Source organism: Paenibacillus sp. FSL H3-0321 (genome assembly GCF_038002865.1).
Taxonomy (GTDB): domain Bacteria; phylum Bacillota; class Bacilli; order Paenibacillales; family Paenibacillaceae; genus Paenibacillus_AQ.
Window position 1 is genome coordinate 7,221,297 of record NZ_JBBODH010000001.1, and the last position, 22,999, is coordinate 7,244,295.

Here is a 22,999-nt window from a genome sequence, read left to right on the forward strand (position 1 = left end):
ACCGCTGGATATCGTCCTTTTGAAGACGGCAAAGCCGTTTCCGCTTGTGGCAGCAGAGGATTCAGGAAGAGGGCTTGCTGAGTGTAGCAGAGCTAAGCTGATAAATCTGGTCTTCCAGAACCGTACTTGCCTTGCCCAAAAATTGTGTGATGAGTTCAAGCTCTTCTGCCGTATACGAGGAAGCAAGGTTCAGCATTTCTGAGTGAAGCTTGAGGTAGGTGCTGCTTACCTCTTCCTTATTCTCATACAACGGGACAATAATCACTTTGCGGCGGTCATTGGGATCATTTTGCCTGCGGACATATCCGCTTTTTTCAAGCCGGTCAATTAATGCAGTAACGCTGCCTGTGGTCAGCCCGGTCAGTTTGGACAGTTCCCCGGCCGTAATCGGACCTTTCTCACGCAGAATGTCTACGGATAAAAAATCATTATTGTATAACCCGAGGGAAGCGGCTACGTTTTGCTGATAGATTACCGTTCGGGTTCCCAGTCCACGCATGAGTAGGGTGAGTTGTTCCTGCAGCTCCGTAGGTTGATCTTGTTCATGACTTGACATAAGACAACCCTCCTTCTGGAATGTTAATATCTCGATGGGCTAGATATTACAATCTTAAAATATTTGATGGCACGTAATAAATTAATTTTATTCTATCGAAACCGTTGATATTTTGCAAAATAAGTTCAAAATAGTGTGGACCACAGTGATTGGAACAACAGTCCGGTCGCGGAGCATTCGCACCAAGTACTCATGTCTATCCTGTTCACCAAACGAGGGGTGTCCCAAGCAGCCATTTCATGGCTAAAGGGACGTCTCTTTTTGTTTGGTGAAATTAATCAACTATATCAGTTGAACTGAAGAACTACCTAAATAGATTGAACTTGAGAATTACATTTAGGGATAAGTGGCGGAGGGGGATTTTGGAACTGTAGGAGCGATAGCGACCGCCTTTTTCTCCGGATTTCAACCGCAAGTAGCGGTATAAATCAAGAAATCGGGAGACAACAGCGGCCGGAAGTCCAAACATTCTCTGTAGTCACGGCCAATCCCAAAATAGAAGAATTATAAGTTCAATATATTGATGAAGTAAAGCTTGACGGTTAACACAATAATGGAATAAAGTATTAAAAGAAACTAAGTTTCAAGTTAAATAAAGTTTCAAATATATCAAAAGGAGCAATTGAATATGGGACAGATGATCCGAGGATTCGCCCAGCTAAGCCCGGAGCAATACGTCGAAGCAGGAGGTAAGGGAGCGATGCTCTCCAGAATGCTTCAGGCCGGTTATCCTGTGCCGGAGGGATTTGTTGTCTTTCCTTCGGCCTTTGAAGGCGATAAATTAAAGGAAGAGGCTTGGACTGAAAGTGCAGCCAGGCTGCGGAAAATCCGCATGTCATATAGAAATGCACGATTTGCAGTCAGATCTTCGGCCTTAAGTGAAGATTCGGCGGAGGCATCTTTTGCCGGGGAATTCGAAACGGTGCTGGACGTGGAGACAGACGAACAGATTCGCGAAGCTATGTACACGGTCTATCAATCAAAGGATAGCGAACGGGTTCAAGTCTACAGCTCCATGCAGGACATGGACTCCTCCCATAAGGTTGCCATTGTAGTGCAGCTGATGATTCACTCGGAAATCTCCGGAGTCCTGTTCACCGCCGACCCCATTACAGGCAGCCGCACGGTTCTGCCGGGGAATTATGTCTATGGGCTGGGAGAGCAGTTAGTTTCAGGGGAGAGCAACGCATATTCCTTCACACTCGCAAGGAACCGGGGCAGATATGAAGGCCCGGGAGATTTCAAGCGGTATGCAGTCAAGTTATACCGGTACGCATGCCGGCTGGAGAAGGAGCTGGGAGCTCCCCAAGATATCGAGTGGGCGGTCGCAAAGGGGCGGGTCTACCTCCTGCAGACGAGACCGGTTACGACCTTGAACCCGGGAAACCGCAATACATTCGAGATCAACGACTCGCTGGCCGGTGATTTTCTCTGGACCAATACCAATGTGGGCGAATCCATCTCCGGTGTCTTAACACCTCTGACCTGGTCTATCCTGCGCTCCTTGGATGAAGAGTACAATATTATTCCGGGACATTATGTGATGTCCGGCAATATTTGCGGAAGGGTGTACACTAATGTTAGTCTTTCCGTATCAATGTTCTCGGCATTTGGACTGAACACCAAGTCGATATGGAAGAAAATGAGCCGGGTGTTTGGAGAGCTTCCTGAAGGCATGGTACTGCCGGTATATCCATTTACCAAACGGGAGCTGCTCAAGACAGTGCTTCCCAAGATGATGCACAGTATGAAACAAACTCGCGAGACCGTTAGAACCCTTCCGCAGTTCCTGAATGATTCACCAGAGTGGTGCACACGGCTGACAACCCGCCTCCAAGCTGCAACAACCCGCGAGGAACTGCTGTCGCTCTGGAGGCAGGAGCTGTGGCCGCAGAATGTCAAGGCACTGTGGTCGGCACTGGAAGCACCCTCTGCCCAAATGCAGAAATTTGAGAAGCTGCATAAGCAGCTCAGCGAGGCGGTCGGAGAAGAAAAGGCCAATATGCTGCTGTCCAACGCCGGGGAAGCCGCCCAGCTGGAAAGCCTGGGACCGCTGATCGGAATATCCAGAGTAATAAAGGGAGAAATGAGCCGGAAGGAATACCTTGTGAAGTATGGCCACCGGGGACCGAATGAAATGGAATTATCGTATCCTGACCCGGGAGAAGACGATACGTGGCTGGACAAGCAGATCGCTGAGTTCCGCAAGGCCCCTATGGACGTGGAGGACATCCTGCAGAGACAGCGGGTCCGGAGCGGAGAAGCCTTGAAGGCGTTCGAACGGCAGTATCCGGCAAAGGCCAAGCGGATTGCCCGGCGGATAGAGGCAGCCTCGGAGGGCCCGCGGCTGCGGGAAACCGTCCGTTCCGAATGGACCCGAACGATGCGGGTGAACCGCGCTTTTGCGCTTAAAGCGGGTGAGCTTGCGGGAATTGGAGAGGATGTCTTTTTTCTATATCTGGATGAGATTCTGAATTGGCTTGCTTCAGGCAATCTGACTGCTGTACAATATTTTTCTGCACGCAAGCAGACGTATGCAAGGTATCAGTCATTGCCGCCGCTGCCTTCGATGCTCCGGGGACGTTTCGAACCGTTCAAGTGGGCTAAGGACCCGCACCGGCGGCTGGATTACTACGATGCTTCCCAACCGATTCTCTTATCTGAACACCCTTATGCCGAAAGGCTGAAGGGTTCTGCCGGTGCTGCAGGAAGGGTTGAAGGGCAGGTGCGTGTAATGGCCAAACCGGAAGAGGGAGAGCAGTTTCAATCCGGTGAAATTCTGGTGGCTTCGACGATCAATGTGGGCTGGACACCACTGTTTCCAAGAGCTGCGGCCATTATAACCGACATCGGTGCGCCGTTGTCACATGCGGCTATCGTAGCCAGGGAATTGGGGATCCCGGCTGTTGTCGGCTGCGGCAGTGCGACAGCAAGGCTGAAGACCGGCGACCGTGTTATTGTGGACGGGGGACAGGGAGTAGTAGAACTTATTGTGAACTGATACGGAGATAAGGGAAGAATTCATTACAAGTTAATTCTAACAGGACAGGATGTGTGTACTATGCCTACAGGCGGGAAACGAAATATGGGATTGCGTGAACGTAAAAAGGCGAAGTCCATGGCAGAGGTTCAACGGCATGCGCTGCGGCTGTTCCGTGAGCAAGGCTATAAATCAACCACTGTGGAACAGATTGCCGAAGCTGCTGAAATTTCCTACAGCACTTTTTTTCGTTACTTCTCAAGTAAGGAGGATGTGCTGACCCGTGATAATTATGATCCTCTGCTCGTGTCTGCCTTTGAGGCACAGCCGTCCGAACTTAGTCCGCTCCAGGCACTCAAAAACGCCATGATGTCCGAGGTGCTTGATATGTCTGAAGATGAGCTGGCTACGATGCGCGAACGGAATCAGCTTGTGATTGCGATTCCCGAGCTGTGGTCAGCGATGATGAACAGCATGACGCAGATGATGCAGCTGATCGCGGAGATGGTAGCAGGGCGTGTTGGCCGTCAGCCGAATGATCTCGCAGTTCGCACTTTTGCGGGAGCGGTCATCGGTGTGAACATCTCGGTCATGCTTCATTATGCAGAACACCCGGAAGAGGATTTCGCGGCAGTGCTGGATGAAGCGCTGAGCAAGCTGGAGGATGGACTGCCGTTGTAAGCAACTACTTCTATTTTGAGGTGCTTTCTTTTTGTGGAGAAGTAGGGTTTCACCAAGCCTTTCGGTTTGCCGGAGGGCTGTTAATGTTTTCAAATTAGCTATTGAAATGAAAACGGTTTTATGATAATTTAAATTTATAAAAACGTTTTTATAGCAAAGGACGAATTTCATGGCAAAGATAACAATCAAGGACGTTGCCAGAGAGGCTGGCGTCTCTATTTCTACCGTGTCTAACGCATTAAATGATGTGGATGTGCTGAGTCCGGAGACCAAATCCCATGTGCTCAAGGTTGCTCAGCGGTTGAATTATATTCCGAACCTGAACGGCAAGCTGTTAAAGTCCGGTACGACCAAAATGCTCGGGTTCTTCACTACAAGTGTTACGGGTCCATATTTTTATAAGCTGGTTGAAACCATGGCCCGTGAGTGCGACCGTTTAGGATACGGACTGAATGTGTTTGTTACCAAGGATAAACAAGTGATTATGAGCAATATCCTGGGCCGGCGCGTGGATGGGGTCATTATTTACGAAGAACTCAAAATTGATGACGATGACATCAACGTGATGCTGAAAGACAAGATCAAGACAGTATTCCTGGACCGGGTGATCGAGAACGAAACGATGGGCAGCGTAATATTCGATTCCTATATCGCTGGCTATGAGGCTGCCAAGTACTTGATCAATCTCGGGCACAAAAAAATTGCCTACATATCCGGGGTAGATACGATGCTGGACAGTGTTCAGCGTAAGGAAGGATATCTGGCCGCCCTGCGTGAGGCACAGCTGCCTATTAAGAATGAGTATATTCTGCAAGGTTATTTTGAGGAAGAAAGTACTTATATTGCCGTGAAATCCTATCTCCACCTCAATCCTGACGATATACCCGATGCCTTTTTAGCCGGAAATGACGTGAGTGCGATGGGATGTATTCAGGCATTGAAGACCTATGGCTACGAAGTCCCCTCGGACATCAGCGTAATAGGGTTCGATGATATTGATATCGCTCCGTATTATTCACCACCGCTTACCACGGTGCGCAATCAGATCGCCAGACAAGGAATTATGGCTATAGACCACCTGGTCCGCATGATTCAGCAGAAAGAGCAGGGACAGGCACAGAAATTGGCCGGGGAACTGGTCGTGCGGGGTTCTAGTCAAGTGAAGATCGGCCGGAATTAAGCAGAGATAGAGGGCAACAAGGGAGCAACAATTCCGGTCTATTTTTATAATTATGTGCTAGGGGGTTTTCACGGTCAAAAATAAAAACGTTTTTATAGCTTGGACTTTCATACGAGGGGAGTGCGGAATGTGAATAAATTAGCCACCATACCGTCAGCCGGGAAGAGATCCATGGGGCAAAAGATCAAAGAATTCGTGGTTGATTATAAGAGGCAATGGGAGATTCAGTCCATGGTTCTTCCGGGCATTATTTTTATGATTATTTTTTGCTACATTCCGATTTACGGCTTGTCCATTGCTTTTAAGAATTACACGGTCATTGATACGCTGGATACTGCTCCTTGGGTAGGATTCGATAATTTCAAAATCATTCTGTCCGACAAATACTTCTGGGACGCGGTCATCAACACTTTGGGAATCAGCTTTCTGAAGCTGGCCATCGGTTTTGTTATTCCCATCATTCTATCCATTATGATTTATGAATTGAACATGGGACGTTTCAAGAAATTTGTACAGACCATCTCCTATCTGCCGCACTTTTTGTCCTGGATCGTGCTCGGCGGCATGCTGATTACCTGGTTCTCAACTACAGGACTGTTCAACGAGCTGCTGCTTAATCTGGGAATTATCTCGAAGCCGCAGAACATTCTGCTGGATGCCGGGAAGTACTGGTGGATTGCCACCTTGTCGGATATCTGGAAAGAGGCAGGCTGGGGAACGATTCTGTATTTGGCCATCATGTCCAAGATCGATCCTACCTATTATGAAGCAGCTAAAATTGATGGCGCAGGCCGGATGAGACAAATCTGGAATATTACCTTGCCTAACATGAAGCCGATTATCAGTCTAAATCTGATCTTAACTGTAAGCGGTTTATTGGGATCAAATCTGGATCAAACGCTCGTACTCATGAATTCGCAAAACCGGGTTAAAGCGGAAGTCATCAACTCCTACGTGTACCGTATGGGGATGACACAGGGTGATTTCTCCTATGCTACCGCCGTTGGGCTGGGCGTATCCATTGTATCGGTGATTCTGCTGCTGACCGCCAACCAGATTACCAGCAAATTGAATGACAATCAATCAGTCCTATAGAAGGAGGCCTTCCCATGAATCGAAAGGCGGTTAAGGAAGATCTCGACAGCCGAATCTTCGATGCCATTAATATAACGCTGCTAGTGCTTGTTACCGTTGTTATTCTAGTCCCTTTGTGGAATGTCATTATTTCTTCACTCAGTTCAGGCCGGGCGCTGGCGGAAGGCGGATTTATCTTCTGGTCCAAAGAGTTCTCAATGGAAAATTACCGGGCTGTCTTCCGGGACAGCAGCATCTGGCAATCGTTTTTTATCTCGGTGTCCAAAACGCTGATCGGCGTCATTACCCATGTATTTTTCTGTGCGATGGTCGGTTATGCGCTCAGCAAAAAGTATTTACGCGGCCGCAAGCTGTACGTGGCTATGGGTGTCATCACCATGTTTTTCTCGGGCGGGATGATTCCAACCTACCTGTTGATCAAATCCCTGGGCATGCTCGACAGCTTCTGGGTCTACATTATTCCCGCACTCTTCAGCTATTACGATGTTGTCATACTGATGAATTTCTTCAGAAATGTGCCGGATTCGCTTGAAGAATCAGCCAAGATCGACGGTGCTGGCGATTGGCGTGTTTTTCTCAAAATATTCATCCCGCTGTCCATGCCAGCTATGGCTACGATTGCCTTGTTCAACGGTGTCGGACAATGGAACGACTTCATGACAACCAAACTATATATTACCGATCAAAACTTATATCCGCTGCAAATGAAGCTGTATGAAATTATTGTGCAGTCTCAAACGCAATCCATGCAGAATATCGGAGGATCAGCTGTGATCGAAACGACCACCAAAGGGGTTCAACTTGCGACAATTGTCATTACCACCTTGCCGATTGTTGTAATGTATCCATTGCTACAAAGGTACTTTATCTCTGGCATGATGATGGGGGCGGTAAAAGAGTAGAGGTCACTTGCAGAGCTGTAGAGAAAAAAGCAGACAGTTGTGAAGACTCAAGTAAGCGTTTACAAAAAATGGGAGGTTACACAATGGACAAAAAGATGAACAGAACATTCGCTACAAAAGGGCTCAAGCTGTGTATTTCACTGATGGCTGTCATGCTGGTAGTCAGCGGCTGCGGATCAGGCGGCAATTCCAAAAGCGGATCTAAAAATAACATGGTATCCATAGAAGACCGTTACACACCAGACCCGGAAAAACCGGCATGGACGCTGGACAAAAAGGAAGAAACCACTGAGCTTACCTGGTACGTGAATGCAGACTGGTGGAACACCGATTTCGGCAAAGATGTAGTGACCAAGAAGATCAAAGAGGATCTGAATATTAATATTAAATTCATTACCGGTGACGATACCAAATTAAACACATTTTTTGCCGGCGGCAAAATGCCGGATCTGCTGACCATCTTTGACTCGAACTCCCAAATCGTGCAAAAAGCTGCAAATTGGGCCGTTCCGTTAAATGATCTGGCCGAAAAATATGATCCGTATTTCAATAAGGTTGCTGCCCAGGATACGTTGAACTGGTTCCAGTTGAAGGATGGAAAAACTTATGGCTATCCGAACTATTCCAATACACAAGCCGATTATGACAGCGGTAACATCCCGGCCAAAACAGCGTTTATTGTGCGCAAGGATGTATACGAAGCACTTGGAAAGCCAAGCATGGGAACCCCGGAAGAATTCAAGAGTGTACTGGGCAAAATCAAAACACAGTTCCCGGACATGATTCCTTTCGGCTTCAACTCTATCGGTGAAGGCAGCGGATCCCTGGGCGATGTGCTGCAGGACTTTATCGGGGTGCCGCTGGAAGACAGCAATGGCGGATTCTACAACCGCAATCTGGATGAAGATTATCTGGCTTGGCTGAGAACGCTTAATGCCGTCTACCGGGACGGGAATATCAGCGATGACAGCTTTGCCGATGACGGAACAGCTTTTGAGGAAAAAGTGAAATCCGGCAAATACGCTACCATTTTCCTTGACGGCACACCTCAGCAAGGGGGCAATCTGCAAATCTTCATGAGCGGCAACCCGGGCAAGGAGTATATTGCCATTGACGGTCCGCAAAGCACTGTTGGAAATCAGCCAACCCTGAATCAGTCCGGGATTACCGGCTGGATGATCAGCTACATTACTAAAGACAGCAAGGACCCGGCCAAAGCCATTCAGCTGTTCACCTACCTGCTCAGCGAAGAAGGCCAGATGCTGATGAACTACGGTATTGAAGGCGAAACCTATAAGAAAAACGATCAGGGCAAGGTGGAATTGCTGCCTGCCATTAAAGACCTGCAGCTCAACAATGCGGATAAATTCAAGAAAGATTACCGGATGGGTGAATTTATGTTCTTCGGGCATGACCGTCATAAATCTATCAGCGACGACGCATTCCCTGAATCTATTAAACAAATGCAGGAATGGGGCAAAGGCAAGCTGAAACCGCATTTCATTCTTGAGAACATTAACCCTGACCAGGGTACCCCGGAAGCACGGGCATTAACAGCAATCAATACGAACTGGAACACAGCGCTGGTAAGCATGATCCGGTCCAAGAGCGAAGCCGAGTTCGACAATACCCTTGCCGGCTACAAATCCTTCCTGGATGCCAACAGCTGGGATAAGATCGTGGAAATCCGCAGTGAAAAGATGAAGCTGAACAAAGAAAAATTGGGCATCAAATAATCTGTGAGCAAGCATAAGTCCAAAATATAGAAACTGGAGGGAAACACATGCGTGAGCTATTGATTTACCAGTCCAAGGGAGAAGGCGAGCTGTTTCAGAAACAGTCTCCGGAGCAGCTGATGCCTGTTGATTCGGGAGCGGAGATTAGTGTAGTTGATCTTGACGACAACCTAACCTACCAGCAGATGGATGGCTTCGGTGCTTCCTTTACGGATTCGGCTGCTTATCTGATCCATCAGGTGCTGGATGCGGAGCAGCAAGCAGAGGTCATGACCAAGCTGTTCGATCCGCAGGACGGAATTGGCCTGTCTGTATTAAGAAATCCGATGGGGGCATCCGATTATGCCCGAACCTTATACAGCTATAACGATCTGCCCGAACAGGAAACCGATCCGGAACTGACCCGTTTTTCAGTGGCTCATGATGAAGGGGACATCATCCCTTTATTGCAGCAGGCCTTGAAGCTGAATCCGGCAATCAAGCTGTTTGCTTCACCTTGGAGTGCTCCCGGCTGGATGAAAACGAATGGATCGATGAAAGCCGGACAATTGAAAAAAGAACACTACGGCACCTATGCGAACTATTTCGTGCGTTACATTCAGGCCTATGGTGACAAAGGGCTGCCAATTTATGCGGTCACTCCGCAAAATGAACCCTTATATGAACCGGCACATTATCCAAGCATGCTGATGCAACCCGAGGTACAAATCGATTTTATTAAAAATCATTTAAAACCCGCATTTATAGCGCATCAGCTGGAGACCAAAATTCTTAGCTATGATCACAACTGGGACCGCCCCGACTATCCGCTGACAGTATTAGAGCAGGCGAATGAAGAGGTAGACGGTGTGGCCTGGCACTGGTACGGCGGAAAACCGTCGGCCCAATCGGAGGTTTTTGAAGCCTTTGCCGGCAAAGAGGTGCATTTTACTGAAGGCTCCGGGGGAGAATGGATTCCGCCGTTTGAGCAAGCCTTCTCGAATGTCATACGGACCGGGATTGAAATTCTCAACAATCACAGCAAATCGTTTATCCTGTGGAATATGGCATTGGATGAACATAACGGCCCTACGGTCCCAGGCTTTGGCACAAGCACCTGCCGCGGAATCGTGCAGGTCAACCAGCAGACCCGGGAGCTGGTGTATACACTGGATTATTACGCGCTGGCTCATTTCAGCAAAATTATCCGCCCGCAGGCGGTACGCATTGCATCCGCTTCGGGTAAAGAGGTGATTCGTTCCGTAGCCTTCAAGAATACGGACCAGTCTATTGCTGCCGTGCTGTTCAATGACAGCGGGAAGGCGGAGAATGTTGCTGTGAAGCTGCAGGGAACAGAGGTGCTGACCTTCCGTCTGGAGGCGAAGAGTGCCTTGTCCATCCTGATCAGCGACAGCGTGGAATAAGCGAGCAGAAGCGATCCTATCGGATCCTTAGGGAGCGAACCGGCGAGAGAATATCTCGCCGGTTTATTTCTGTACCGTAAACCGTGTAAACTCAGGTAGAGGATAAGCAACTGTTTATTGTAAAGGAGAGATGAGATGCTGCATTATACAATCCGGCTCATAGAAGAGCAGGATACGCGGGAAATCGTGAAATGGAGATATGAAGCGCCGTATGCGATGTACAATCTGTCTGACGATCCTGAAGACATTCAAGAACTGCTGGACGGCTCCTATTATGCTGTGATCAGCCCTGAGAATGAACTGGCCGGGTTTTTCTGTTACGGGCGCAACGCGCAGGTTCCCGTTGGAATCCGTGAGGGTTTGTACATAGGTGACAAGGTGCTCGATATCGGTCTTGGCTTAAAGCCGGAACTCACCGGAGAAGGCAAAGGGCGCGATTTTCTGGAGTCCGGTATGGAATTTGCCCGGCGGATGTACGGCCCTGAGCGATTCAGATTAAGCGTGGCCGCGTTTAATCAGCGGGCTATTGCTTTATATATCAGTGTTGGCTTTAAGCCGGCAGGGGAGTTCGTAAATAACAATGAAGAACACGAAATGATGTTCTTGTTGCTGGAGATGTAGATTCAATTTGATTGAGTGCTAGTTGTTGCTGCAGGTTAACCTTCTTGTGATTTGTGCTCTTTAAGAGCCGATCACACAGAAGGTTTTTTGCATTTGATTAAGGATCGTAGAGCGGGTTATCGGCGTTTGTTCACAGAAGGGACAATAACTGAGGCGTGCTTAACGCAGTGAATGTATGGATTTCTCGTGAAATATGTCAAGAAACATATGCGATCTGCTCCCGGGATCACGCGGAAAACCTGAACAAAACCTGTTTGGAAACGCTTAATGTAATATGTTGGTCACAAATTATAACATGCACTATGACAATGTACCTGAGTGCGCGTTTTGAGATTGAACTATATTTAGAATAAAAGTAATATAAATAAATAAATTTGGAACATTGACGAGCAACTGCTGGAAAGCACGTGTTACCTCAACTATTTTATGCAGGCAGAATAGAAGAAGGAGGGGTGTTCAATGCCCAAAGGTATCCCGAATCTGTACATTGAGCCTGATTGTGAGCACAACCGCCAGTTTGCTAAAGGCTGTGCCGCACCGAGCCCTGGCGAGATCACAAAGGGTTGTGTATTTCAAGGCTCCCAGGCTGTTCTGCTTCCTATCTCTGATGCCGCGCACCTTGTGCACGGAACGTCCGGCTGTCTTCAGAACAGTTGGAGCATGCTGGAAGCCGGTATGCCGGGAGGGCCGTTGTCGAAATTCGGATTTTCCATGGGGCTTACGGAAATGGATATTATTCTCGGCGGGCAAAAGAAACTGTTTGAAGCTATAAACTATATCGTGGAGCACTATCGTCCTCCCTGTATATTCGTCTATGCCACCTGCATTACGATCCTCACCGCCGAAGATTTGGATACGGTGTGCCGCAAAGCCGAGGGTCTATGGAGCATACCGATCATTCCGCTGCATAATTCGGGACTCATGGGGAGCGGTAATATGGGAAACCGCCAGGCGGGCGAAGCGCTGTTCGAAAAAGTCATTGGAACCTGTGATTCAGACCCCAGAAAATTAACCCCTTTTGATATTAATCTCATTGGCGATCATCATTTTTCCAAAGAAGGACATGAAATTGAAGCTATGCTATCCAAAATAGGGATCCGTGTCATCTCGCGCATTGCCGGCGAATGTACGTTCAGCGAGCTGCGCTCGGCCCATCAGGCCAAACTGAATATGCTGGTGTGCAGCCGCTCGATGGTTACCTTGGCCCGGAAAATGCGTGACTCCTTCGGTATTCCTTATTTTGAAGGCTCGTTCTGCGGCTCCCGGGAGATTCGCTTCTCCCTGCGGCAGCTCTCCTTCCACTTTCAGGATGAGGGTCTGGACAAACAGTTGCACCGCTATATGCGCCGGGAAGAGGAACGCCTTGATAAGGAAATCCTCCGCCGCTACAAATCGCTCAAAGGCAAAAAGGTTGTGCTGTTCACCGACGGCATTGAAAGCTGGATCTATATCTCGCTGCTCTATGAGCTGGGGATCAAAATCGCCGCCATTGGCACGAATCAGAATGCACAGGAGGATCTGTCACGGATCAAAGAGAGGATTCATGAGGACACACTACTGGTCGTTCAAAGCGATGAAACCCGGATTCTTAAGCTGCACCGGGAACGGAAGGCCGATCTGATGATCGTGAGCGGACGCAATGCGTTTGTGCCTCTGAAGGAAAGGATTCCTTTTATGAACATCGATGAAGAGCAGCATGGGGGATATGCCGGTTATGATGGAGTTAGAAGATTTGCTCAGGATCTAATGGATACCCTTGAGCAGCCCATCTGGAAAATGATCCGCCGGCGTTCACCGTGGGAGGTGGATAGCTATGGACAAGGCTGACAGAGCAGTCTCGAAGCCGTTGTCTGTCAATCCCTTTCAGACCAGTCAATCGGTTGGCGGTGTACTTGCGCTACAAGGGATTTACCGTGCCGTACCGGTTCTGCATGGTGCGCAGGGCTGCGCGGAATCAGTGAAAACGGTGCTATCCCGCCATTTCCGCGAACCGATTTCGCTGCAGAACATTGCCATCCATGAGCAGAATTTGATTTTTGGGGGTGGGGATGGCATCCGCGAGATGATCCGGCTGGTCATGGAGAGGCATCATCCGGATGTTGTCGCGCTGATAGGCACCTCCCTGACAGAGGTAGTGGGCGAGGATCTACTGGGAACCGCTGAAACTTATTACAGGCAGCACAAGGAGATGTTCAAAGATAAGCTGATGTGCGGGTTGTACCTCCCCGACTATGAGGGCTCTCTGGAATCAGGTTATGCTAAAACGGTTTATTCCGTGATCCAAAAAGTCATCCGAAGTCGCGGAAGGCTATCACGGAAGAAGAAGCGGGGCCGGATCAATCTGCTGCCGGGATCCCATCTGACACCGGGGGATGTGATGGAGCTGAAGGAAATGATAGCTTCTTTTGACATCGAGGTTATCGTCCTGCCGGATTTGTCCTCCTCGCTCACCGGGCATTTAATGACAGGGCATACTGCACTCTCCCGGGGAGGGATTCCGCTGGATTATTTACGGGAGATGCTTACGAGCACGTATACGGTTGCGATCGGCAGCTCGATGGAGCCTTGTGCGAGACTGCTGCAGGAGGAACTGCAAATCCCTTATCAGATGTTTCATGGTGTAACCGGCCTGCGGGAAAGTGATGAATTCTTCCTGTTCCTCCGGCAGTTCAGCCAGAGTGAAGGACAGAATAAATACCGCTGGCAGCGGCAGTTCCTGCTCGATTGCTTGCTGGATACCCGTTCGGTCTTTAGAGGGAAACGGATTCTTGCCGCGCTTGAGCCCGATCATCTGGTTGCACTGTACCAATGTCTCTCGGAACTCGGAATCAAGTCCTTCGGCTCGGTCATCTCCGCCGCTTCACCGGCTGTGGCTGTGATCCCGGAAGCGGTGCAGGTTGGCGATCTGGAGGATCTGGAGCGGATGGCCGCTGGGGGTGCCGACCTGTGGCTAAGCAATTCATACGGGGAGCAGACCGCGCTTAAGAACGGCATTCCGTACTTTCCGTTGGGCTTCCCTGTCTTTAACCGCTTTGGGTCACCGGCCAACGTTTCGGTTGGTTACCGGGGAACGGCCGATCTGCTGAACCAAATCGCTAATATTATGAATAGCAAGGAGAGGATCAGCTGATGAAGATAGCCTTTGCGTCCAACGAGGGCAGAGCGCTGGATTGTCATTTCGGGCAGTGCACATCATTTGCCATTTTTGATTTCGGGGAGAAGGGATACCGCTTGCTGGAGACAAGGCCGCTTCCGGCCCCGCAGCCGGAGACGGAGGAATGCGATAAATTCCAGCAGAGGGTGGATCTTATTCAGGATTGTACGGTTTTATTTGTAGTGAAGATTGGCGGCGATGCCACTAAAACAGTCTTGAAAGCAGGTATTATCCTCCTGCAGTCCGAACAGGGGAGCGAGATTATCCCGCAGCTTGAACAACTAGGGCGGATGCTGAAGGAGCGTCCGCCCCTGTGGCTGGTCAAAGCTTTGAAACGGGGGCAGGGACTGGGGCGAGCGGATCATCTATTATGATGGCGAAAGTATGCTGGACCCCTTTTTAGTGCGGTGATGGCATCTGTGAAATCGAACAGATGGAGTTTCACCGGCGTTTGGACGAATAGCAGAACACAATACGGGTGCTGTCCTTTGTCAAGGGCGGCACCCGTTTCTGCTTATGAGGGCACGATCATGAAATGAATCCTTAGGCAAAAGGAATGGCGGCAATCTGGATGCAGTGGGTTGGACAGCTGTCAAAGGCTTCCTGCAATTCTTCGTGCAAATCCTGTTCAATGGCTGTTATGCCCCGATTCTTATCTCCTTCATAGATCACTCCGGCAATTCCGCTGTAGTCCAGATCGAAAATGTCAGGAGCTGCGGAGTTGCAGGCGCCGCAAGCGATACAGGCCTCCTGGTTGACGCTGGCAAATTGACTCATGGTTTTCTCTCCTCTGTTTTTTGATAAACTTCGTAATAAAGCTGAAGATCTGTCAAATAACATATCTCCTAAGGACTACAACATTCCTATACATGTCATTTTACATCCCCTCAATGACCAATCTCAACCGTAAAACAGACGAATTAACAGTAGGTTCATTGAATGTGTCATATAAGCTAACTTTAATATTACAAAAGTGTATTTTTCATGAAAATGATTGCGCTTTTACAGATGAGTGTTATGGATTTGTTCGGGATTTATTTTATATATGTCATGTAATATCGGTAAAATAACGGTTACAAATGTCTGTTTACGAATGAATAATAGATATGTCTCTATTATGGTTCGTCTATGCCGTTGACAGCTTTTTCAATTTTGTTATGATCTAGTCAATTCCATAGCAACAACAGATTCAGACTAATTCAAAGGGAGTGTGGAGAAATGACGAGAAAGATTGCAATCTACGGTAAGGGCGGAATCGGGAAGTCGACTACACAACAGAATACAGCGGCGGCATTGGCTTATTTCCACGACAAAAAAATATTCATTCACGGCTGTGACCCAAAGGCTGACTCCACCCGGATGATCCTTGGCGGGATGAATCAAAAAACTTTGATGGATATGCTCCGTGATGATGGTGCAGAAAATATCACCACGGAGAAGGTGGTCAAGGAGGGCTATCTGGGTATCCAGTGCGTGGAATCGGGCGGTCCTGAACCGGGAGTCGGCTGTGCCGGCCGCGGCGTTATTACAGCGATTGATCTGATGGAGAACAATGGAGCCTACACTGAAGATTTGGACTTTGTATTTTTTGATGTACTTGGTGACGTAGTATGCGGTGGATTCGCAATGCCGATCCGTGACGGTAAGGCACAAGAGGTGTACATCGTGGCATCTGGCGAGATGATGGCTATATACGCAGCGAACAATATCTGTAAAGGTCTGGTGAAATATGCCAAGCAAAGCGGTGTCCGCCTTGGCGGTGTCATCTGCAACAGCCGGAATGTGGACCGGGAAAGAGAGTTTCTGGAAGAATTCACTGCTTCCATCGGCACGCAGATGATTCACTTTGTACCCCGCGACAATATTGTGCAAAAAGCTGAATTTAACAAAAAAACGGTTGTTGAGTATGATGCGGAGTGCAATCAGGCGCATGAATATGGAGAGCTGGGACGTAAAATCCTCGAAAATGAGAGCTTCGTAATTCCCAAGCCGCTGAGTATGGATGAGCTAGAAGCGATGGTTGTTAAATACGGAATTGGCGACTAAGCGGATGCTTCCGAAGCGAGATTTATTGCGAAGAAATACAGGAAGTAATGCTCCATAAAACTTAGCGTATGCTTTCGAAGCCAGTTTTGTTCGAAGCGACTCAGGAAGTAAATGCTCACAAAACTATTTAGGAGGAATGATTATGCCGCATCATACATTTAAGTGCAGCGAGTGCATCCCTGAACGGAGACAGCATGCAGTGATCAAAGGTCCCGGTGAGGATTTGACGTCAGCTCTTCCCGAAGGGTATCTCAACACTATTCCCGGAACGATCTCTGAACGGGGTTGTGCCTACTGCGGAGCCAAGCATGTTATCGGCACGCCGATGAAGGATGTTATCCACCTAAGTCATGGTCCGGTGGGCTGTACCTATGATACCTGGCAGACCAAACGCTACATCAGCGATAATGACAACTTCCAGATTAAGAACACATTTGCGACGGATGTAAAAGAAAAGCATATCGTATTCGGAGCGGAAGGGCTGCTCAAGAAAAATATCATTGAAGCTTTCGAGGCTTTTCCTGAAATCAAACGGATGACGATTTACTCTACCTGTGCCACGGCGTTGATCGGTGATGACATTGGCGCGGTTGCTCAGGAAGTCATGGATGAAATGCCTGAAGTCGATATCTTCGTCTGTAATTCTCCCGGGTTCGCGGGTCCAAGCCAATCCGGAGGCCATCATATCATTAATATCGCCTGGATCAAGCAGAAGGTAGGAACGGTGGAACCTGAAATCACTAGCGATTATGTAATCAATTATGTCGGCGAGTACAACATTCAGGGAGACCAGGAGGTTATGGTTGATTATTTCAAAACCATGGGCATTCAGGTGCTGTCCACCTTTACCGGAAACGGCTCCTACGATGATCTGAGAGCGATGCATAGAGCGCACCTCAATGTTCTGGAATGTGCGCGTTCCGCCGAATACATCTGCAATGAGCTGCGGGTGAAATATGGAATACCGCGTCTCGACATCGACGGATTTGGCTTTGAGCCGTTGTCGGCATCACTCCGCAAAGTCGGATTGTTCTTCGGCATAGAGGACCGGGCACAGGCGATTATCGATGAGGAAACTGCCAGATGGAAGCCGGAGCTTGACTGGTACAAGGAACGCCTGCAAGGCAAAAAAGTATGTCTCTGGCCGGGCGGGTCCAAGCTCTGGCACTGGGCCAATGTCATTCATGAGGAAATGGGACTCGAGGTTGTCTCCATGTATACGAAATTCGGCCATCAGGGCGACATGGAAAAGGGTATTGCCCGCTGTAATACGGGTGCGCTAGCGATAGATGATCCGAACGAGCTTGAAGGGCTGGAAGCTCTGGAGATGCTTAAGCCCGACATCATTTTAACCGGTAAACGTCCGGGCGAAGTGGCCAAGAAAGTACGTGTTCCTTATCTCAATGCGCATGCCTATCATAATGGCCCTTACAAAGGCTATGAAGGCTGGGTCAGATTTGCACGCGATATTTATAATGCGATCTATTCGCCGATTCATCAGCTGTCCGCCTTGGATATCAGCAAGGATGCGATTTCGACGGATAAAGGCTTTGCTACCCAGCGGATGACCTCTGATGCGCATTTGAGCGAAGAAATCCGGTCTTCTGTAACGTTAAGACAATATACAGGCGGGTATGATTCGGTATCCAAACTGCGGAACAAAACCTATCCGTATCTGCAAAATCAGCTTGCCGGCGTTTAGGCATATGGAGGAGATCTCATGGAAGAGTTGATGAAAGAGAGAGTTGCACAGCTGGAAAATTATATTTTGAAGCATTGTCTATGGCAGTTTCATTCCCGCACCTGGGACAGGGAGAAGCAGAACGAGGGCGTTCTTTCAAAGACCATGCAGATTCTGTGTGATGAACCCGTGGACAAAGGAACCCCCGCAGACCGCTGCTATTGGGTAGATGCCGTAGTTCTGGCGGAAGAGTACAAGAAGCGGTTCTCGTGGCTTGCGGCTTTGGACAAAACGGAAATTAAGCTGTTGATGCAAGGGCTGAGGGAACGGATCGATTATGTAACCATTACCGGATCGCTGAACAAAGAGTTGACCGTCAAGCAATATTAATTAGTTGTCAGCTCTACAACAGATCCAGTCAAGGTGGACGCGCACATGAATAATCGGAGGGGGTAATACTATGACTTGTGAAATCGTTCAAAAGGAACGCGGCGGTGTTATTAATCCGATATTCACTTGCCAGCCTGCAGGCGCGCAGTATGCCAGTATCGGAATCAAGGATTGTATCGGAATCGTTCATGGAGGGCAGGGCTGCGTGATGTTCGTCCGCCTGCTGTTCTCGCAGCATTTCAAGGATAACTTTCTACTCGCCTCGTCTTCCGTGCATGAGGATGGAGCGGTATTCGGCGCATTAAACCGTGTCGAAGAAGCAGTTGATGTCCTGCTCATGCGATACCCGGATATCAAGGTAGTGCCGATCATCACCACCTGTTCCACGGAAGTCATCGGTGACGATGTGGACGGCGTGATTTTGAAGCTTAATAGCGGGCTTTTGGCGGAGAAGTATGCCGGACGCGAGGTGCATTTGATACCGGTTCATACGCCGAGCTTTGTGGGCAGCCAGGTGAGCGGGTATGATGTGGCTGTGGAAGCTTTTGTGAAGCATTTTGCCCAAAAGGACCAGCCGAACGGCAAGCTTAATCTGATCACTGGCTGGGTTAATCCCGGAGATGTGACGGCACTCAAGCACCTGCTGGCCGAAATGCAGGTGGATGCGACGGTGCTGTTTGAAATAGAAAGCTTTGATTCTCCGATACTGCCGGATAAAAGCGGAGAATCGCACGGCAATACGACGATTGCCGATCTGGCCGGAACGGCCAACGCACTGGGTACCATTGCGCTCAATAAATACGAAGGCGGTAAAGCCGCCAAGTATCTCCAGAATGAATTTGATATACCGACGGTCATCGGACCTACTCCGATCGGTATCCGCAATACAGATACCTTTTTGCAGAATGTCAAACAATTAACGGGCAAAGCGATTCCGGAATCCTTGGTCCGTGAACGCGGGATAGCCATCGACGCCCTGGCTGATCTTGTGCACATGTTCCTCGCCGACAAGAAGGTAGCGATCTATGGACATCCCGATCTGGTTATCGGTCTGGCTGAGTTTTGTATTGATCTGGAGATGAAACCCGTCCTTCTGCTGCTGGGTGACGACAACACGACCTATAAGAATGATCTCCGGATAAAGGCGCTGCAGGAAAACGTGGAATTCGATATGGAAATCGTCTTGAATGCGGATCTGATGGAACTTGAAACCCGCATTAAGAACAAGGATGTGGAGCTGGACCTGATCCTGGGCCACTCCAAGGGCCGTTTTACCGCCATCGACAACAATATTCCCATGGTGCGTGTCGGGTTCCCGACCTATGACCGTGCGGGATTGTATCGTCATCCGACTGTTGGATATGCAGGTGCGATCCGGCTGGCTGAAGAAATCGCCAATACTTTATTCACTGATATGGAGTACAAGAAGAACAAGGAATGGATTTTGAGTGTGTGGTAGGACCTGCGTTCTCCAAGGACTATATACGGGAAGGGTGAATCGTTATGCTGGTAACGGAAACGGATGTAGAGGCATTTGAAGAAAATTATCGGGATGCCATGGGATACCATCGCCGTGCGGAGCAGTTTTTGCATCAAAAGCAGCGGCAAAGCTTGGTATTCAATGTTGGCTCTGTTGCGCTGGAACGGTACCTTGTCGCCTTATGCCACCTATACGGGATCATGCCCTTGAATCACAATTATATCTGTCTCATGAATGCAGTGGAATCTGTCATTGATGTTCCCAAAGAGCTGAACAAGGAGATCCGGTCGCTGGATTTTATTTTCGGTATCTGTTCGCTGGATGATTATTTTCATGGCACACCGAAGCCGGAGGATTCAACCCGTGTGCTGACCATGTGTGAAAAGGTGCAGCAGCTCTTTGATCCGGGCAGAATCTCCTTGGCAAAAGCGGCTGGTGACGTTGGCTGAGATGCGAATCCATTATCTGCAGCATGTAGCTATGGAGGACCCGGGCAGTATTCTGGCCTGGGCCAGTGAGCAGGGATGCAGTCTTACGTATACGTTGTTCCACGAGTCAGGGGCGCTACCGGCTGTGGACAGCTTTGATTGGCTGCTGATCCTGGGCGGCCCCATGAATATTTATGAAGAGGAGCGCTTTCCGTGGCTGGCTGAAGAAAAGCTGTTCATCCGTTCTGCCATTGCTGCCGGAAAGATAGTGATTGGTCTTTGTCTCGGAGCCCAGCTTATTGCGGATGTGATCGGCGGACAGGTAACGGCAAACCGTGAGCCTGAAATCGGCTGGCTGCCGGTACGCTGGAGTGCCAAAGCCCGGGAACACCCGCTCTTCTCTTTTTTTTCTGAAACCTCTATCGTGTTTGAATGGCATTATGACACCTTCAGCTCTTTGCCGCCCGGGGCGGAGGTTCTTGCCGGAAGCGATGCGTGCGCTCATCAACTCTTTATTTACAACGAACGGGTTTTCGGATTCCAGTTCCATCTGGAGACTACACGAGTGATGCTGGAGCAGTTGATTGCGGAATACAGGAGTGAGCTGCAGCCTGCTGCCTATGTGCAGTCTGCGGGGGAAATGCTCGCTCATCCGGAATATATCGTGCTGAGCAATACCTGGATGGCGGAGTTTTTGAACCGGCTCAGCGAACAGGAAAGGAGGAGCAGGCCGTAATGGAGCATATCAGCTATAAGCAAAGGGACTGCCGCGACCAGGATAAAATCGTAGATTTCCTGACTGTCGCAAGAATTGGCATTGTAGGAATCGGCGGGGATGCTTATCCCTATGCCGTGCCGGTCAATTATGTATGGCATCAAGGCTCTGTATATTTCCACGGCATGGGTTCGGGCAAAAAAGTGCGTCTGCTCGCGGAGCATCCGGCAGTAAGTTTCACCGTGTACCGGGAAGACAGCACGTTGACTGATCCGGTCCCCTGCAAGGCAGATACCGCATATTTCAGTGTGATGCTGTTCGGTGATGCAGCCAAGGTTACCGATGTGGGAGAGGCAGCTGGAGTCCTTCAGAAGATTCTGGAGAAGTATACACCGGGCTTCTATAAGCAGGAAATGTCGGAACGTATGGTAGCGAAATACAGGTCCTCCATGGATGGGAACGGAGTAGCCGTCTACCGGCTGACTCCGGTTCATCTGACGGCCAAGGAAAATGCGGCTGTCTGAGTAAACGGTCCGGCAGTATACAGCGTAAGTCCGGATCTTCACTTTAGCAGGAGTATCCTGCACTCAATCACATATGGATGGCGGAATTCCTCACGCGTACATGCCAGAGTCTCCTATTAAAGGGGGCTCTTTATCTTTCGGGTTCACCGATACTCCGTAAATTTGCACTAGGGCAAAAAATATGTTCTAATTTTAAGTATATTCTAAACCCCAGCTTTTTTGTTGCATATACTTGTAGTATCCTGATACGAACATAAGTGGTCCGGCCAATTTACAGAGGAGGCGATGGTATGTTTAAGAAACTGCTGAAAAAGGTGATTCATTCCGTTGAGCATTCCCAGCATAAACACTCCAGCAGCAAACGGGGAAGGCAAGGGTATGCCCGTCATTCCAGCTCCGATAAGAAAATACAGTATTCCCGTCATTCCAGCAGTGACAGACCGAGATCCCGGGGAGGTTCTTCTTCGGACTACCGTCATGGCAGCGGTCATAAAGGGCATAAATATTATAAGAATAGATACGGCAGCCATTCGAGCTGAGCGGTTAAGACCTCAGCCCGGGGAGACTTGCCGCTAGTTCGGAGACAAACTCGGAGGTGCTCTGATAAGGTACGCCTTCACCGAGCAGTCTGATGAGAATAAGCTCCAGCTGTGGCGAGAGCTCAAGCTCCTCCATCCAGCTGCCTTCAACTGCACCGGATGTGGGGCTGAAACGGGAGTAGAGCATGAACAGCATCAGATGTCCGATATCAAATAGATCACCTTGTATGGTTGCAGGCTTCGACGGCGTTACGCTGTTGAAGCCTGTTTGTGTTTGCTGCCGGGCTGCTGTGTCATTTCCGCCGTTCGGCGCAGCTAATCCGAAGTCGATCAAATAGAGGTCTTCACCCCGCATAATCACATTTGGAATGCGGATATCCAGATGAACAAAACCCTTTGAGTGAACATATTGCACACGTTCCATAAGCGCCAGTGTCCACATCACCGTGTCCTGCTCTCCAAAAGTCCGGCTGTCTGCAAAGATCAGATCCTCTAACGTTTTGCCTTCCACATAATCTGTCACCAGCCAATAGGAGCGGTTCTCGCTGAAATAATCGCGGCAGGCCGGGATGAAGGGATGCTCCAGCTGTGAAATGACCTCCCGTTCCCAGGCCAGCATCTTTTGCCCGATTCCTTTCTTACTCGGCTTGGCCTGCTTCACCGCTACAATCTGCTGCTCCTGTTCGTCCATGCACCGGTAGGTAATTCCGTAGCTGCCAACGCCAATCTGCGCTATAATTCTGTACCGCTTACCGATAAAACTGCCTTTCTCCAGTGGATAGTCCGCCCATGCCTGCAGGAAGCTTTTCAGATATTTATACACGTTGACGTTACCTCGTCTTCTTCATTTCTCATGATTTATAAATTATATCATTGGCCTTGGGGCAT

Annotated in this window: 22 protein-coding genes; 19 read left to right on the forward strand and 3 right to left on the reverse strand. The window is 49.1% G+C overall.

From position 1 onward, the window contains the following. Positions 1-61 precede the first annotated feature (61 nt). Positions 62-556, reverse strand: coding sequence for a MarR family winged helix-turn-helix transcriptional regulator (locus MHI45_RS31800; RefSeq protein WP_076112986.1), 495 nt, complete (start codon positions 554-556; stop codon positions 62-64). Positions 557-1,184: 628 nt separating this feature from the next. On the opposite strand from MHI45_RS31800, the gene MHI45_RS31805 reads away from it, so the two are divergent. From MHI45_RS31805 to MHI45_RS31855, 11 genes are all read left to right on the forward strand, one after another. Continuing rightward, complete coding sequence (locus MHI45_RS31805; RefSeq protein WP_076112987.1) at positions 1,185-3,557, forward strand: PEP/pyruvate-binding domain-containing protein; 2,373 nt, start codon at positions 1,185-1,187, stop codon at positions 3,555-3,557. Positions 3,558-3,617: 60 nt separating this feature from the next. Then, entirely contained in the window at positions 3,618-4,217 is a 600-nt protein-coding gene (locus MHI45_RS31810) for an acyl-CoA-like ligand-binding transcription factor (protein WP_076112988.1), read from the forward strand. A gap of 169 nt (positions 4,218-4,386) precedes the next feature. After that, positions 4,387-5,397, forward strand: coding sequence for a LacI family DNA-binding transcriptional regulator (locus tag MHI45_RS31815; protein WP_076112989.1), 1,011 nt, complete (start codon positions 4,387-4,389; stop codon positions 5,395-5,397). A 171-nt stretch (positions 5,398-5,568) separates the two neighbouring features. Then, positions 5,569-6,492 (forward strand): ABC transporter permease, encoded by a 924-nt coding sequence (locus tag MHI45_RS31820; protein WP_341119138.1) that lies wholly within the window; start codon positions 5,569-5,571, stop codon positions 6,490-6,492. A 14-nt stretch (positions 6,493-6,506) separates the two neighbouring features. Then, positions 6,507-7,394, forward strand: coding sequence for a carbohydrate ABC transporter permease (locus MHI45_RS31825; protein WP_341092161.1), 888 nt, complete (start codon positions 6,507-6,509; stop codon positions 7,392-7,394). Between the two features lie 83 nt (positions 7,395-7,477). Next, positions 7,478-9,130 (forward strand): sugar ABC transporter substrate-binding protein, encoded by a 1,653-nt coding sequence (locus tag MHI45_RS31830; RefSeq protein WP_341118581.1) that lies wholly within the window; start codon positions 7,478-7,480, stop codon positions 9,128-9,130. Positions 9,131-9,177: 47 nt separating this feature from the next. After that, positions 9,178-10,533, forward strand: coding sequence for a glycoside hydrolase family 30 protein (locus tag MHI45_RS31835; RefSeq protein ID WP_341118583.1), 1,356 nt, complete (start codon positions 9,178-9,180; stop codon positions 10,531-10,533). 135 nt (positions 10,534-10,668) lie between these two features. Continuing rightward, complete coding sequence (locus MHI45_RS31840; protein WP_341118584.1) at positions 10,669-11,154, forward strand: GNAT family N-acetyltransferase; 486 nt, start codon at positions 10,669-10,671, stop codon at positions 11,152-11,154. Between the two features lie 459 nt (positions 11,155-11,613). Continuing rightward, positions 11,614-12,981: a nitrogenase component 1 gene (locus tag MHI45_RS31845; RefSeq protein WP_076112993.1), complete on the forward strand. Its 1,368-nt coding sequence runs from the start codon at positions 11,614-11,616 to the stop codon at positions 12,979-12,981. After that, entirely contained in the window at positions 12,968-14,284 is a 1,317-nt protein-coding gene (nifN, locus tag MHI45_RS31850; protein WP_076112994.1) for a nitrogenase iron-molybdenum cofactor biosynthesis protein NifN, read from the forward strand. Before MHI45_RS31845 ends, nifN begins: the two co-directional genes overlap by 14 nt. Then, on the forward strand, positions 14,284-14,682 hold the full coding sequence (locus MHI45_RS31855) for a NifB/NifX family molybdenum-iron cluster-binding protein (protein WP_076112995.1): 399 nt from the start codon (positions 14,284-14,286) through the stop codon (positions 14,680-14,682). The genes nifN and MHI45_RS31855 overlap by 1 nt, the downstream gene beginning before the upstream one ends. Before the next feature lie 169 nt (positions 14,683-14,851). On the opposite strand, the gene MHI45_RS31860 is transcribed toward MHI45_RS31855, so the two are convergent. Further along, positions 14,852-15,085, reverse strand: a complete 234-nt coding sequence (locus MHI45_RS31860) for a ferredoxin (protein ID WP_038599442.1) — start codon at positions 15,083-15,085, stop codon at positions 14,852-14,854. 441 nt (positions 15,086-15,526) lie between these two features. On the opposite strand from MHI45_RS31860, the gene nifH reads away from it, so the two are divergent. The 8 genes from nifH to MHI45_RS31900 all read left to right on the forward strand — a co-directional run bounded on the left by nifH (position 15,527) and on the right by MHI45_RS31900 (position 22,111). Further along, positions 15,527-16,354: a nitrogenase iron protein gene (nifH, locus tag MHI45_RS31865; RefSeq protein WP_038590008.1), complete on the forward strand. Its 828-nt coding sequence runs from the start codon at positions 15,527-15,529 to the stop codon at positions 16,352-16,354. A gap of 142 nt (positions 16,355-16,496) precedes the next feature. Further along, complete coding sequence (anfD, locus tag MHI45_RS31870; protein ID WP_076112996.1) at positions 16,497-18,056, forward strand: nitrogenase iron-iron protein, alpha chain; 1,560 nt, start codon at positions 16,497-16,499, stop codon at positions 18,054-18,056. An 18-nt stretch (positions 18,057-18,074) separates the two neighbouring features. Next, complete coding sequence (anfG, locus tag MHI45_RS31875; RefSeq protein WP_076112997.1) at positions 18,075-18,425, forward strand: Fe-only nitrogenase subunit delta; 351 nt, start codon at positions 18,075-18,077, stop codon at positions 18,423-18,425. Positions 18,426-18,495: 70 nt separating this feature from the next. Then, complete coding sequence (gene anfK, locus MHI45_RS31880; RefSeq protein WP_076112998.1) at positions 18,496-19,884, forward strand: Fe-only nitrogenase subunit beta; 1,389 nt, start codon at positions 18,496-18,498, stop codon at positions 19,882-19,884. Positions 19,885-19,928: 44 nt separating this feature from the next. After that, positions 19,929-20,354, forward strand: a complete 426-nt coding sequence (locus MHI45_RS31885; RefSeq protein WP_076112999.1) for a hypothetical protein — start codon at positions 19,929-19,931, stop codon at positions 20,352-20,354. Further along, positions 20,305-21,069: a type 1 glutamine amidotransferase gene (locus tag MHI45_RS31890; protein WP_218642538.1), complete on the forward strand. Its 765-nt coding sequence runs from the start codon at positions 20,305-20,307 to the stop codon at positions 21,067-21,069. Before MHI45_RS31885 ends, MHI45_RS31890 begins: the two co-directional genes overlap by 50 nt. Beyond that, positions 21,069-21,572, forward strand: a complete 504-nt coding sequence (locus MHI45_RS31895; protein WP_076113001.1) for a pyridoxamine 5'-phosphate oxidase family protein — start codon at positions 21,069-21,071, stop codon at positions 21,570-21,572. The genes MHI45_RS31890 and MHI45_RS31895 overlap by 1 nt, the downstream gene beginning before the upstream one ends. A 290-nt stretch (positions 21,573-21,862) precedes the next feature. Beyond that, positions 21,863-22,111: a hypothetical protein gene (locus MHI45_RS31900; protein WP_076113002.1), complete on the forward strand. Its 249-nt coding sequence runs from the start codon at positions 21,863-21,865 to the stop codon at positions 22,109-22,111. A gap of 4 nt (positions 22,112-22,115) precedes the next feature. Here the strand turns inward: MHI45_RS31900 and MHI45_RS31905 are convergent, their stop codons facing one another. After that, positions 22,116-22,934: a serine/threonine protein kinase gene (locus MHI45_RS31905; protein ID WP_076113003.1), complete on the reverse strand. Its 819-nt coding sequence runs from the start codon at positions 22,932-22,934 to the stop codon at positions 22,116-22,118. Positions 22,935-22,999: the final 65 nt, after the last annotated feature.

What these genes read in the sequence shown, in the direction of transcription:
- MHI45_RS31895 (WP_076113001.1), top strand. Translation starts at nt 21,069, where the DNA reads ATGGAGCATATCAGCTATAAGCAAAGGGACTGCCGCGACCAGGATAAA.
- MHI45_RS31800 (WP_076112986.1), bottom strand. Translation starts at nt 556, where the DNA reads ATGTCAAGTCATGAACAAGATCAACCTACGGAGCTGCAGGAACAACTC.
- MHI45_RS31900 (WP_076113002.1), top strand. Translation starts at nt 21,863, where the DNA reads ATGTTTAAGAAACTGCTGAAAAAGGTGATTCATTCCGTTGAGCATTCC.
- MHI45_RS31815 (WP_076112989.1), top strand. Translation starts at nt 4,387, where the DNA reads ATGGCAAAGATAACAATCAAGGACGTTGCCAGAGAGGCTGGCGTCTCT.
- MHI45_RS31820 (WP_341119138.1), top strand. Translation starts at nt 5,569, where the DNA reads ATGGGGCAAAAGATCAAAGAATTCGTGGTTGATTATAAGAGGCAATGG.
- MHI45_RS31805 (WP_076112987.1), top strand. Translation starts at nt 1,185, where the DNA reads ATGGGACAGATGATCCGAGGATTCGCCCAGCTAAGCCCGGAGCAATAC.
- MHI45_RS31845 (WP_076112993.1), top strand. Translation starts at nt 11,614, where the DNA reads ATGCCCAAAGGTATCCCGAATCTGTACATTGAGCCTGATTGTGAGCAC.
- MHI45_RS31835 (WP_341118583.1), top strand. Translation starts at nt 9,178, where the DNA reads ATGCGTGAGCTATTGATTTACCAGTCCAAGGGAGAAGGCGAGCTGTTT.
- MHI45_RS31855 (WP_076112995.1), top strand. Translation starts at nt 14,284, where the DNA reads ATGAAGATAGCCTTTGCGTCCAACGAGGGCAGAGCGCTGGATTGTCAT.
- anfD (WP_076112996.1), top strand. Translation starts at nt 16,497, where the DNA reads ATGCCGCATCATACATTTAAGTGCAGCGAGTGCATCCCTGAACGGAGA.
- MHI45_RS31810 (WP_076112988.1), top strand. Translation starts at nt 3,618, where the DNA reads ATGCCTACAGGCGGGAAACGAAATATGGGATTGCGTGAACGTAAAAAG.
- MHI45_RS31830 (WP_341118581.1), top strand. Translation starts at nt 7,478, where the DNA reads ATGGACAAAAAGATGAACAGAACATTCGCTACAAAAGGGCTCAAGCTG.
- nifH (WP_038590008.1), top strand. Translation starts at nt 15,527, where the DNA reads ATGACGAGAAAGATTGCAATCTACGGTAAGGGCGGAATCGGGAAGTCG.
- MHI45_RS31860 (WP_038599442.1), bottom strand. Translation starts at nt 15,085, where the DNA reads ATGAGTCAATTTGCCAGCGTCAACCAGGAGGCCTGTATCGCTTGCGGC.
- nifN (WP_076112994.1), top strand. Translation starts at nt 12,968, where the DNA reads ATGGACAAGGCTGACAGAGCAGTCTCGAAGCCGTTGTCTGTCAATCCC.
- MHI45_RS31840 (WP_341118584.1), top strand. Translation starts at nt 10,669, where the DNA reads ATGCTGCATTATACAATCCGGCTCATAGAAGAGCAGGATACGCGGGAA.
- MHI45_RS31825 (WP_341092161.1), top strand. Translation starts at nt 6,507, where the DNA reads ATGAATCGAAAGGCGGTTAAGGAAGATCTCGACAGCCGAATCTTCGAT.
- anfG (WP_076112997.1), top strand. Translation starts at nt 18,075, where the DNA reads ATGGAAGAGTTGATGAAAGAGAGAGTTGCACAGCTGGAAAATTATATT.
- anfK (WP_076112998.1), top strand. Translation starts at nt 18,496, where the DNA reads ATGACTTGTGAAATCGTTCAAAAGGAACGCGGCGGTGTTATTAATCCG.
- MHI45_RS31885 (WP_076112999.1), top strand. Translation starts at nt 19,929, where the DNA reads ATGCTGGTAACGGAAACGGATGTAGAGGCATTTGAAGAAAATTATCGG.